Annotated in this window: 8 protein-coding genes; all 8 read left to right on the top strand. The window is 46.1% G+C overall.

The window, feature by feature from the left end; translation table 11 throughout:
• The first annotated feature begins 28 nt into the window (after positions 1 to 28).
• The 8 genes from AAHN97_RS15330 to AAHN97_RS15295 all read left to right on the top strand — a co-directional run bounded on the left by AAHN97_RS15330 (position 29) and on the right by AAHN97_RS15295 (position 13,468).
• Entirely contained in the window at positions 29 to 1,237 is a 1,209-nt protein-coding gene (locus AAHN97_RS15330) for a FecR domain-containing protein (RefSeq protein WP_343302919.1), read from the top strand.
• Between the two features lie 249 nt (positions 1,238 to 1,486).
• Positions 1,487 to 5,083: a SusC/RagA family TonB-linked outer membrane protein gene (locus AAHN97_RS15325; RefSeq protein WP_343302918.1), complete on the top strand. Its 3,597-nt coding sequence runs from the start codon at positions 1,487 to 1,489 to the stop codon at positions 5,081 to 5,083.
• Positions 5,084 to 5,092: 9 nt separating this feature from the next.
• Positions 5,093 to 6,517 (top strand): RagB/SusD family nutrient uptake outer membrane protein, encoded by a 1,425-nt coding sequence (locus AAHN97_RS15320; RefSeq protein ID WP_343302917.1) that lies wholly within the window; start codon positions 5,093 to 5,095, stop codon positions 6,515 to 6,517.
• Positions 6,518 to 6,543: 26 nt separating this feature from the next.
• Positions 6,544 to 7,470, top strand: a complete 927-nt coding sequence (locus AAHN97_RS15315) for a hypothetical protein (protein ID WP_343302916.1) — start codon at positions 6,544 to 6,546, stop codon at positions 7,468 to 7,470.
• A 109-nt stretch (positions 7,471 to 7,579) separates the two neighbouring features.
• Complete coding sequence (locus AAHN97_RS15310; protein ID WP_343302915.1) at positions 7,580 to 8,509, top strand: ABC transporter ATP-binding protein; 930 nt, start codon at positions 7,580 to 7,582, stop codon at positions 8,507 to 8,509.
• A gap of 21 nt (positions 8,510 to 8,530) precedes the next feature.
• Positions 8,531 to 10,834: a Gldg family protein gene (locus tag AAHN97_RS15305; RefSeq protein ID WP_343302914.1), complete on the top strand. Its 2,304-nt coding sequence runs from the start codon at positions 8,531 to 8,533 to the stop codon at positions 10,832 to 10,834.
• Between the two features lie 13 nt (positions 10,835 to 10,847).
• Positions 10,848 to 12,158 (top strand): MutS-related protein, encoded by a 1,311-nt coding sequence (locus AAHN97_RS15300; protein ID WP_343302913.1) that lies wholly within the window; start codon positions 10,848 to 10,850, stop codon positions 12,156 to 12,158.
• A complete protein-coding gene (locus AAHN97_RS15295) occupies positions 12,155 to 13,468 on the top strand; it encodes a MutS-related protein (RefSeq protein ID WP_343302912.1) in 1,314 nt (437 codons plus the stop codon). Before AAHN97_RS15300 ends, AAHN97_RS15295 begins: the two co-directional genes overlap by 4 nt.
• Positions 13,469 to 13,504 lie beyond the last annotated feature (36 nt).

The following is a 13,504-nucleotide window of genomic DNA, read 5'->3' as shown; positions in this document are numbered from 1 at the left end:
GAAGAGTTAGTTGTTTTAGTAGTATAGCATGACTGAAAACATTCATTACATAGCCGGCCTCATCGGCAAACATCTCGAGAATAGCCTGAATGCTGAAGAGAATAGCGCATTGGAAGAGTGGATCAACTCATCCGAAAACAACCGTTCACTCTTTAATGAGATCAACGACCAGCAGCAGCTGACAGCTAACCTGCATCGTTTCTATGCATATGATTCAGACCGTATCTCTGCTAAGATCCGCGAGCAGATACCGGCATTCGGTCAACCTGTTCAAAAGCCAGCCAGGATTGTACACAGCAGATGGAAATGGGCTGCCGCGGCAGCTGTATTGCTCCTGGCAGGAAGCACCTACCTGTTGCTGACAGATCAGCAAAAGCAGCCGCCTGTAGTGGTTGCAGCGGATCCTGTAACCATCGCTCCCGGTAAAGAAGGTGCCATCCTTACACTGGCAGATGGCCGGGAAGTAGTACTGGATAGCCTGGGAAATGGTGTTATTGCGCAGCAGAACGGAACTTCAGTTGTGCTCTCCAACGGGCAACTGATCTACGATCCTGCCCGGGAAAATGCATCCGGTATGCAGTACAATCAAATGACCACGCCTAAGGGACGGCAGTTCCGGGTCACTTTACCTGATGGTACAAAAGTCTGGCTGAATGCTGCCAGCTCCATTCGTTATCCTACCGTATTTGCCGAAAACGAACGCAAAGTAGAAGTTTTCGGAGAGGCATGTTTTGAAGTTGCAAAAGATGCCCGCAAACCTTTCCTCGTAACCGTCAATAATAAAGCAGAAATAAGCGTACTAGGCACGTTGTTTAACGTAAATGCCTACGAAAATGAAGAAGCCATTAATACAACCCTGCTGAATGGAAGCGTGAAAGTAGCGATCCCCTCTTCAGCGCGGGCAGATGGTGTGATCCTGAAGCCCGGCCAGCAGGCAAGGATCGGTATGCATAAAGCCACAGAGGAAATACAGGTGCTCAATAATGAGGACCTGGAAAAAGTAATGGCCTGGAAGAACGGGTTGTTCAACTTTGAGGGCGCTCACCTGGAAGAAGTCATGAGACAGCTGGAACGCTGGTATAATATAGATGTTGTATATGAAAATGGGATCCCGGATATCCGGTTCCTGGGCGAAATGAGCAGGCAAATTGCATTAGCGGACCTGCTGGAGATATTAAGAAGAACAGAAGTGGATTTCAGAGTAGAAGGGCGCAAACTGATCGTGCTGAATAAATAAGTACCTGAAGAATTACAGAAAAGGCTGTATTTGACTATCCCCTGAAAGTAGATAGATAGGCCAGCTATTGGATAAAAAAACCGTCACGGATTGCGGCCATGACGGTGGATGACTTAGCTGGTCTCTAAACGGTTTATTGCTATTCACATTTATTAACAACCAAATCTCTTGCAATTTATGCAAAAAAAATGCTATTGCCCACCCGATCGTCCGGGGGAATATGGGCCCCTTACCAAAATCTTGTTGGCTATGCGACTTACTGTCATTTTATTAACAGCCGTTATGTTGCAGGCAAATGCTTCGGGCCTTGCACAAACCGTTACACTATCCGGTAAAGAGATTCCTTTAAAGAAAATATTCACTGCTATCAAGCAGCAAACAGGTTATGTTGTTTTCAGTAATACAAACACCATCAACGATGCACAGCATGTATCACTTTCTGTACGTGATATGCCGCTGAGAGACTTGCTGGATATAGTGCTGAAAGACTTTCCTGTTAGTTATCTGATCAAAGATAAAACGATTGTGCTCTCCCGTAAGGTGGTGCCGCCTGTTAACTTCCTGGAAATTCCGGCGCCGCCAGCCGAAATTTCAGGGGTTATCCGTTCAGCCACGGGAGAGGTATTGCAGGGTGTTTCCGTACGCATTAAAAATACCAGCAGTGGAACCAGTACAGGCCCCAACGGGGAATTTTCCTTTCTGCGGGTTCCGGAAAACGCTGTTGTGATTATTTCCATGCTGGGTTATGAAACCATGGAAATAGGGATCCGCAAAACGGGTAAGGGGTATACTGCCTATGCTGTTAATAATGCACAATCCGGCGGTGTAAAGTCTTCAGAGGGGAACATGGTGAATATCAATGTAACGCTGAATAAAAAAGAGCTGGAGATGCAGGATGTGGTGGTAACAGGTTATATGAACGTGAACAAGGGCATGTATGTGGGTGCTGTGTATTCCGTGAAGGCAGACGATATAAGGATAGGTGGTGAAACCAGTATTGACCAGATGTTGCAGGGCGTGGTACCAGGTATGTCTGTAATGGTGCAATCCGGCCAGGTTGGTGCTACTCCCAAGATCCGTATCCGTGGTACTTCCACTATCCTCGGAAACCAGGAACCACTTTGGGTAGTGGATGGCGTGATCCAGCGTGATCCTTTGCCTATTCCCAGTGGCAGCGGCGCACTGGCAGGAGATCCCGGAGAATTACGATTAATTGCCTCTAATGCTATTTCCTGGCTGAACCCTAACGACATTGATAATATCACCGTATTGAAAGATGCTTCTGCTACTGCCATCTATGGCTCGCAGGCTGCTAACGGTGTGATTGTACTCACTACCAAAAAAGCACGGCCGGGGCAGTTATCTGTTTCCTACAGCGGTAGCTTTTCCGTTGGCCAAAGACCCACCTATGGTACGTACGACCTGATGAACTCACAGGAGCTGATGCAGTTTTCCAAAGAGGTGTACCAGGGCCGTGACAGTTATACTTATGAGGTATTGCCAATAGGTTATGGCGGATTGATCCAGCAGTTACAGGATAAAACGATAGATTTTGCTACCTATACAGAAAGGTACAGGAAGATGGAAAACCAGAATACAGACTGGTTCAGTGCATTGTTCCGCAATACCTTTAACCAGAACCATAACGTGAGTATTGCCGGTGGTACTGACAGGATCGTAAACAGAACTTCCTTTAGCATGCAGCAGCAGAAAGGGGAAGCGAAAGGGAATGACCTGAAAACTTTCACGGCATCTTCTAATACAACACTCCGGTTCGGAAGCCGCCTTACTGTTAACCTGATGCTGAATGGAAGTATCAGGGAAACAGATGGTTTTACCTATGGTGTGAGCCCGTTTGATTATGCCTATAATACCTCCAGAACAATTCCGATGTATAATGATGATGGAACACTCTTCTATCATGAGAAAAGAGGAGAAGGCAGTACATCCATTCCTAATAAAACAAGTTACCTGTATAATATTCAGAATGAAATTAATAATACAGGTACAAAAAATACGACTACCACACTTTCTTCCACAGTTGATGTAAGGTTGCAGGTACTGAAAGGCCTGGAATACCAGGGGCTGCTGTCTTATACCACTGCTTCTTCCAATGTGAAATCCTTTGCTACGGAATTATCCTATTTCATCACACAGAAAAGAGGATATGAATTTGGCAGTGTACCGTCCAATTCCCCGGAAGAGCTGAGCAGCCGCTTGCCTTTTGGTGGCTTGGCACAGCTGGAAGCTGCCAGTAATAAAGGATATACTTTCAGGAACAGCCTCGTCTATAACAAACAGTTCGGCCACCTCCATAACATGATCCTGCAGGGAGGGGTAGAAGCAAGGTCTTCGCTTGCCGAGGGCAACACGGCCACGCGTTATGGTTATCTGCGTTACCGCGGGGAAAGTTATGCGCCCGTTCCGCTTGCCCCCACTTTTATTGTGGGCAGTGGTTTGGAGAACCTGCATGAATCCATGCGTTTGAATTCAAGGATCGTTAACCAGGAAAGTAATTACCTGAGTGAATACTTCTCTGCTGTATATGGTTTTGATCAGCGTTATATTATAAACTTTAATGGAAGGCTGGATGCCTCCAACCGTTTTGGCCAGGATAAGAATAAAAAGTTCCAGCCTACTTGGTCTGTGGGTGGAAGATGGCGTGTTGGGAACGAGAAATTCATGCAAAGGGTGAAATGGCTGAATTCATTCGACCTGTCTGCCACTTATGGTTACCAGGGAAATGCCGTAGAAGCGGTGTCGCCTTACCTGATCGCTACAGATGGCGGGCTTAGCCAGATATTCAGACAATATACCCTGAACATCAAATCACTGCCTTATCCTGATCTGGGTTGGGAAAAAACAAAAACCTGGAACCTGGGACTTGATTTCTCTCTGTGGAATGGCCGCTTTAATGCAGCGGCTAACTGGTACAAAAAGAGCAGTAACATTCTTGCATCCCGGCAGGTGCCTGTGGAGAATGGTATGAACTCAGCGATCGTTTTCGGTTCCCTGATGGAAAATACCGGGTACGATCTGATCATCAGCCTGATACCTGTACGCACAAAAGATTTCAGCTGGCAGTTCTCTGTTAATACAGGTCTTGCCAGGAATATACTGAAGCAAAATGAAAGAGTGAATACGAGAGAAGACTATCTCAATGGATCGGCTATTGTGAACGGAGAATCTTATTCCACATTCTACTCCTATGCATTTGCAGGTCTTGACCGCACGAACGGACGTCCTACTTTCAGATACATGGACATTAAACCAACACAGAACGACCTGGATTACCTGGTGAAGAGCGGTAAACTGGAGCCCGATTTCTCAGGTGGTTTTAATACCATGCTCAGGTATAAGAACATTTCACTGAGCGCGCAGTTTGCCATGGCTTTCGGAGCAACCAAACGTCTGCCGCTTTACTACAATAATAATGGTGCACCTACGCCGGAACAAAATGTTCCCCGGGCACTGAAGGATCGCTGGAAGCAACCCGGTGATGAACAACATACCAATATTCCTTCCATCCCTCCCGGCAATCCCCGCAGGTTTGAATTCAGCCTGCCGCTGTTGAATTCAGTATTTGTTACGCCTTATCAATTGTACAATCAATCTGATATCATGACAGCCAGTGCTGATTTTATCCGCTGCCGTTCCATAGGAATGAACTATGAGTTTACGCAGAAGCTGCTGAAACCAATGCGTATAAAACGCTTGAGTACATCGCTCAGTATGACCAATCCATTCCTGGTGGTGTTTGATGATGCATGGAGAGGATATGATCCGGAAACAGCCGGATGGCCTGCCCGCAGAATGGCAAACTTATCTTTTAATATGACCTTTTAATAATAGCGTATGAAATATAAAATATTCTATCTCTCCTTCATCGCCGGCCTGCTTGCTTTAAGCAGCTGCTCCAAACTCCTGGAAGAAAAATCCCAGAGTGAGGTGATCCCGAAAACCACGGTGGACTTCAGGGAATTGCTGATGGGATCCGGTTATATGCCTGCTGTGGAACCCATCAATTTTCTCTATTACATGGACGATGATGTGGATTTTTTCATTGAATATGGAAATGGCAATGGTTCACCTGTAGGTAGTTCCGCCGCTAAAACCAATTTCCTCTTTTATACCTGGCAACCCAGGCTGGGGGACAGGAACGGACTGGGAGACCTTATCAGTGAAGATCCTGCTTCCACAGCATACTACCGCCATTATGAATGGATAAAAGGATGTAATGCGGTATTGGACAATATCAATAATGCGATCGGCAGCCAGCCGGAAAAAGACAGGGTAAGGGCAGAAGCGCTGGCCATACGGGCTTTTTATTATTTCCGTTTGGTGAACCTATACGGAGAGCCTTATAACAGCAACCCTGCGGGACTGAGTGTACCATTAAAATTAACTTCCGGTCTTGTAGCAGAGAATATGCCAAGAGCCACAGTTGCGCAGGTATATGAAACGATCGTGAACGATCTGAAAGAAGCTTCCCGTTTAATGGACCCGCTGCCTATCGTTCGCAGGGATTTCCATATCAACCAGCCTGCTATTCATATCCTGTTATCAAGAGTATACCTCCATATGGAGAAATGGGCAGAGTGTAAAGCAGAAGCGGATAAGGTTTTTGAGCAGGGAGGCATGCTGAACGATCTCACAAAAGCTCCCGCCAGTTACTGGCTCTCTTATACAAACCCTGAAGTGGAATGGATGTTTGGCGGCAGCCCACAGGCTAATCAGAGCACCTATACACCCGCAGCTGATTTTCGTGCTACTTTCGATACAACAGATGTGCGCTGGAAGTATGGTTTCCTTATTCAACCGCAGAGTTTTAACCCGCTCCTTACTAAAATGATCCTGAGTTCCATAGACCTGGTACAATCGGTCCGTACAGGAGAAGCTGTTTTAAACAGGGCAGAAGCCAATGTGCAATTGGATAAGCTGCCGGAAGCCATGAAGGACCTGAACGATCTGCGCCGTACGCGTATTGTTGGTTACAGAGATACCAGCATCATCAGCAAAGCTGATCTGCTGCAGGCCGTAAGGACTGAACGCCGCAAGGAATTCTGTCACGAAGGTTTCCGCTGGTTCGATCTGCGCCGTTATGGAATGCCTTCCATCACGCACCGTTATCAGCATGAGCTGACAGAACCTATCGTGCATTACACACTGGCTGCAAAAGATCCGATGTATGTATTGCCTTTCCCCACCAGCCTGTTGCTGAGGAACCCTGCTTTGAAGCAGAACCCATCCGGCAGTATGCCAGACAGAATAGGGCAGTAATGTTTAACTATTAATTCAACACTAACATGAAAAAGATATTTATCATCGGTTGCCTGTTCCTGTTCTCCTGCAAAAAGGATGCAGAGATCGGTGCACCTATACCCATAGAAGTGGATTATGTTTTGCCGCAGGGGAATGCCTCCGCAGAAGCAAATGCTAAAATTCAGCAACTCTACGATAACTACGGGTCCTATTTCCTGTATGTATTTACACAGAAGGATTTTGAATGGACACAGGCTACCAGCACAGGCGCTTCAAAGATAGATTCTGTGGTACTGGGCAATCCTGCTTATGTGGGTGATATGCTCAGCTTCCTGGATGATATATGGCTGAAATTCCTGCCGGAATCATTTAAGAAAAGCCAGGGCATCCCTTACAGGGTAATGATGGCGGATACCATCAAACAACGCAGAGGTGGTACCGGATGGCCTCCGGGTATGGAATTCCTGTACTTCGATTATAAAGTGGTAGGTAAGTCCATCACTTTTGCAGGTATGAACAGTTCATTGCGTACTCTCACAGCAGCCCAGAAACTGGCGAAGAAAAATATACTCACAGGGGTTATCTGGAACTATTACATCAACAGCAAAATACTGGATGTGCCTGCAGCATTTTATAATGTGAGCAATTACGCAGCCGCTGCGCCTGCAACTCCGCTGAATGCAGCGAACCCTGCAAACGTAGAGGCATACCGCCAGAAGGGGTTTTTACCAAACGGCTATAATGCGGTGAGTGGCGTACCCACTGAATGGCATAACGGCACTTTTTCATGGACCACTGCCAGAACGAACGATATCAATTCCTTTATATTTAACCTTACGCAAAGAACGGATGCCCAGCTGCAATCTTATCTCACGTATCCGCTGATAAAGCAGAAGTATGATATACTGGTTAACCATTACAAAACAAAATACAATATAGACATACGCGCTATAGGTAATGCCACCTATTGATCCCTGATCTAACGGCTCCGGACCTGTTCCGGGGCTGTTATTTCCAACGCACATCATATAAGCACACCAGCTTATACAGATATTTTATTGATTAAACAATCCGTAATGAATGGAAAACGCCATTGTAAAAGTTGAAAACTTATCTCACCGTTACTCTTCGCAGTGGGCGGTAAGGGATATAAATTTTGAGATCCGCAGCCAGGGAGTTGTGGGATTGCTGGGTTCTAACGGAGCTGGTAAATCCACCACCATGAATATCATCTGTGGTGTACTAAAGCAAACAAAAGGAGAGGTATTCATCAACGGCATCAGCCTGAAGGATAACCCGGTAGCAGCTAAACGTAATATCGGTTTTATGCCGCAGAAGCTACCGCTTTACCAGGATTTTACGGTGGAAGAATACATCACCTATTGTGCAGACCTGAGAATGGTAGAAAAAACCGAGGTGAAAAAAGCAACGAAAGATGCGATGGAAAGATGCGGTGTACTGCACTTCCGGGAACGTTTGCTCCGCAACCTCTCCGGTGGTTATCAGCAAAGGGTGGGTATTGCACAGGCTATTGTGCATAATCCAAGATTTGTTGTGCTGGATGAACCTACCAATGGGCTGGATCCGAACCAGATCGTAGAAGTACGGAACCTGATCAAGGAAATTGCACAGGACCGTTCCGTATTGCTGTCTACCCACATTCTTACAGAAGTACAGGCTACCTGCCATGAGATCAAGATGATTGAAGAAGGGCAGATGGTGTTCTCCGGAACATTAGAGATGTTCGACAATTACATTGAACCAAATACACTCGTTGTTTCGCTGGATACACCTCCTGCCCAGGATGAATTACTGAAGCTGGAAGGCGTGAAGTCTATTGAACAACTGGCGCCTTCCCGTTTCAGAATAGGGTATGACGGGGACAAGAAAACTGCACAACGGATAGCAGAAATAAGTGTGAACAGCGGCTGGGGACTGATGGAACTTATCATTGAAAAGAGCTCGCTGGATGCTGTATTTGCCAGATTGTCCAGGAAAAACACCAAATAAAAATCTGATAAAAGATATTAAATGAGACGAATTTATAAGATCGCCAAGGCGGAATTATTCACCTTGTTCTATTCACCCATAGCCTGGATGATCCTTGTTGTATTTGCTTTTCAGACAGGGATGGCCTTTGTTGAACATCTGCAGGAAGCGGTAAGGGCACAGGCCACCGGTTGGGGAAATTCATTTATTACCGCCGGTATCTTTTCAGGGCAAAGGGGCTTGTTCGCTTCAGTACAGAATTACCTGTACCTCTACATGCCTTTGCTGACAATGGGGCTGATGAGCCGGGAATTAAGCAGCGGATCTATTAAGCTGTTGTACTCTTCCCCGGTAACGTCTTCCCAGATCATCCGCGGTAAGTTCCTTGCTATGATGACCTATAGCCTGATGCTGATCGGTGTACTCCTGGTGTATGTGGTGATCGGCTTATGTACAGTGGATCATTTCGACCTTCCATCTGTATGGTCAGGCCTCCTGGCTATTTACCTGCTGATGTGCGGATATGCAGCCATAGGATTATTTATGTCCAGCCTCACCTCTTACCAGGTAGTAGCGGCTTTGGGAACACTGGTGTTGCTGGCTGCATTGAGCTATATGAACAAGATCTGGCAGGACATTGATTTTGTACGTGATATCACTTACTGGCTTTCTATCTCCGGCCGTTGTAATGAAATGATCAGCGGACTGATCTGCAGCGAAGATGTACTGTATTTTGTGATCGTGGTATGCATGTTCCTGGCATTAAGTATCCTGAAACTGCAGTCTAACCGTACACATGCTTCCTTTTCGAGGGTCTGGGGGCAATATGCACTGGTAGTTGTTGCTGCTATGCTGCTGGGATACGCCACCTCCAGGCCAACGCTGATGGCATATTATGATGCTACTGAAACCAAGCGGAATACACTTACCCCTAACAGCCAGGAGATCATGGCAAAGCTGGATGGTGGAATGACCATTACCACTTATGTGAACCTGCTGGACAGGGAATACTATCATGGCATTCCTGCCCAGGTAAATGAGGATAAAGAACGGCTTAAACAATACATCCGCTTTAAACCGGAAACCAAACTGAAATACGTTTATTATTACGATAAGCCCAGTAATAATCCACGCCTGAATTTTGTTTATCCTAAAAAGAGCCTGTTTGAAATGGCCAAAGGAGAAGCAAATATCCGGGACCTTGACCTTGACCTGTTCATGTCGCCCAAGGAAATAAAGAAGAAGATCGATCTCTCAGGTGAAGGCAACACTTTTGTACGCCTGGTGGAAAGAGAGAACGGGCAAAAGGCCTGGCTGAGGATCTATGATGATATGATGAAATTCCCTTCTGAAGCAGAAGTATCCGCTGTTTTCAAACGGATGGTGATGAAGCTGCCCAGGATCGCTTTCCTGGAAGGGCACGGCGAGCGGAGGATTGAAGGAGAAAGGATCAAGGATTACACCATGTTCTCTTCCGTTAAAACTTTCCGTTACGCACTCACCAACCAGGGTTGTGATGTGGAAACACTGGATCTTTCCGGTGATAAACAGATCCCTAAGGAAGTGGATATCATTGTGATTGCGGATATGAAGGAAGAAATGGATTCCGTTGAAAAGAAAAAGCTGGACGTTTACATTGCCAACGGTGGTAACCTGGTGATCGCACTCAAGCCGAAATCAGAAATAATGGAAGCCTTCATTTCACAGTTCGGTGTAAAAACAGTGCCTGGTCAGTTAGTGCAACCCAAGCAGGATGTGGCAGCTAACGTTGTAATGAATGTGCCTACGGAAGCAGCCAAAGCACTGGCACCCATTTATGAGAGCATGCTGGAACGCAGGCAATGGGTAGGCACGGTGATCTCTGCAGGCCTTATTCAGGCGGAGAACAAAGGTTACAAAGCAATACCTGTTCTGCAAACAGTAGATACCATGAAAACATGGAGTGAAGTGCAGACCATAGATTTTGTGAACGATTCCGCTACCATAGACGAAGCAGCCGGAGAAAAGGCAGGCGTGTATACTACGGCCATGGCCTTAACCCGTAAGATAGGAAAGAAGGAACAGCGTATCATGATCCTGGGAGATGCTGATTGTATCAGTAACGGTGGCATGACACCTCCTTACAGACGTTACGGTGCAGCTAACTTCTCTATGATCCCGGGGATCTTCCATTGGCTGTCTTATGGTACAGTACCTGTTGATGTAAGCCGTCCGCGTTCTTCAGACAATGAGATATCGCTTACCAAAGACAGTGTGAAAATGGTGAAGTATGGATTAATGTGGGTGATTCCCGGCCTGTTGCTGTTAGGCAGTGCCATTTTACTGATCAGGAGAAAAAGAAAGTAGGTATATGAGCCTGATGACTGATAAACAAACGCTGAACGATCTGAATATTTTCGGCAAAGGAGGAGGAGATACGGTGTATGCCATCTTTAACCGCACCTTTACCCGTGGCGGATCAGAACTGCTGGAAGAAATGTTCCGCAGCCCGCTGTCTGATGAAAATGCGATCAATGCACGCAGTGCCATCATCCGTTCCTTTTCTGAGCGGGAAGTTAACTTCCCTTACGAAAGCGAATGGTTCGATGCGGCAGAGCAATACCTGGAAAACACAGATGAACGGACCCGGCTGACAGAAACAGATAATACGCTGAGCAGAAAGTTCAATCACCTGATCGCTGCTGATACGGAATATAAAGCCATTGAAAAAAGCGTACTGAGCCTGATCAGTATCCTACAGGCTACCAGGGCATTTGCCACTACTATCCGGCAACTGGCGGATATAGATGCGCTATTACAAATAGAAGAACTGCAGCCGCTTTTGCAGGAGAGCACTAAACAGAAATTTTCCTTTGCCAGGATAGCGGAGTACGATAAAGTACTTCGCTTCCGGCAGCGGGAGAACATCAAAAAACTGCTGGGGCATATCTACCTGGCAGATGTATACCTCTCTGTTGCACGCACCGCCAGGGAGCGTAAATTTGCCTTCCCTGTGGCATTAAAGAAAGAACTGCAAACTGTGGTGCTGGAAGATTTTTATCATCCGTCTTTAACTAAACCAGTGGTCAATTCTCTGTCTGTTAGTCCCCAAAGCAATATTATTTTTCTGACCGGGGCTAATATGGCAGGTAAATCCACTTTCATGAAAGCGCTGGGTATTACCATGTACCTGGCGCAAATGGGATTCCCTGTGCCTGCTGCAAAAATGGAATTCTCTGTGCGCGATGGTATTTACACTACCATCAACCTGCCGGATAACCTGAGCATCGGAGCCAGCCATTTCTATGCGGAGGTGCTGCGCATAAAAACAATAGCCCGTGAATTAAGCCGGGATAAGTACCTGTTTGTGATCTTTGATGAACTGTTCCGCGGTACCAATGTAAAAGATGCATACGAGGCAACCATTGCTATTACTTCTGCCATAGCGCGGAGGCAGAATTGCATGTTCATTGTGTCCACACACATTATTGAGGCGGGCGATGTGCTTAAAGAGAAATGTGATAACATCAACTTCGTATACCTGCCTACACTGATGGATGGCAATAAGCCTGTTTATACGCATAAGCTGGCCGCCGGTATTACTTCAGACAGGCATGGTATGGTGATTATAAAAAATGAAGGCATCCTGGATATCTTAACCAGGAGAAAATCAATAAAGAAAACCACATGAGCTTTATTGCAGACAAACAAACGCTGGATGACCTTTCTCTGTTAGGGAAATACAATGCCGGTTCCATTTTCAGCCTCTTCAACCAGGTACATACCAGGGGAGGGGAAAAGCTGCTGGATATAATGTTTCAACATCCTCTCACAGATCCGGATAAGATCAACAGCAGGAGTGAAGCCTTTCGTTATTTCAGCGATCATGCTGCTATCTTTCCTTTTGATGAGCAGCAGCTGAACAGCATGGAGGCATACCTGGAAGAAGGAGGTAGCGGCAATGCACCATTGGTATACTGGCAGGTAAGCAGGAAAAAACTGATGGAACTGTTAGTGAAGGATGATACTTACAGCCTGCTGGTGGAAGGTATCAACACCTGCATCCATGTATTGAAATGTTGTGCCGGGCTTCTCAGACAATTAGAAAAAGAAGACCGGGATAGTAACAGTCCCTGGGAGAAATGGGTCGCAGCAGCGAGAAGTATTATAGAGGATAAACGGCTTACCGACTATGATATAGCAGAAAGGTCTGTCTTTCAAACAGCCAGGCTGCATCACCTGTTCACACATGTGTTGCAAAGCAGGTTAAAACAGATGCTGGAACTGAGCTATGAAATAGATGTATATATCACGGTAGCCGATATTGCCAGAGAGCGGGGTTTTTCATATGCCCTTGCTTTGCCGAAAGGAAAGAATATCCTGGTGGCAGAAGGGGTAAGACACCCCAAGGTTGAAAAAGCGGTTCCCAATTCAATTGCTTTCAATGGAGATAGTAACATACTGTTCCTTACAGGGGCTAATATGGCCGGCAAATCCACTTTGATGAAAGCTACAGGTATCATGCTGTACCTGGCGCATATGGGCTTCCCGGTGGCTGCGGATGATCTGCAGTTCTCTGTGCTGGATGGTATTTATTCTTCCGTAAACGTACCGGATGATCTGAACAGGGGATACAGTCACTTTTATGCAGAGGTATTAAGAGTGAAAAAAGTAGCGGAGGAAGTAGATTCGGAGAAATACCTGTTTGTGATCTTCGATGAGCTTTTTAAAGGTACCAATGTAAAAGATGCCTATGATGCAACGCTTGCCGTCACTGCTGCGTTCACTGCCTTCAGAGAGTGTTTCTTTATAATTTCCACGCATATTTTTGAAGTAGGGGAGGAATTGAAGGCAGAAGGGGATAGTATCCAGTTTGTGTTCCTGCCTACCGTGATGGAGGGGACTGTGCCCAGGTATACTTATGCCCTGCAGAAGGGCATTACGGAAGACCGGCAGGGGATGATCATTATTGAAAATGAAGGAATCCTGGATATGCTTTAAACCGCCATTAGATAAACAGTAAAAGGTTGTGATCGC

The sequence above is a fragment of the Chitinophaga niabensis genome (assembly GCF_039545795.1).
Lineage (GTDB): Bacteria > Bacteroidota > Bacteroidia > Chitinophagales > Chitinophagaceae > Chitinophaga > Chitinophaga niabensis_B.
The sequence above is the reverse complement of the archived record's forward strand: the minus strand, read 5'-3'. Positions and strand labels throughout refer to the sequence as shown.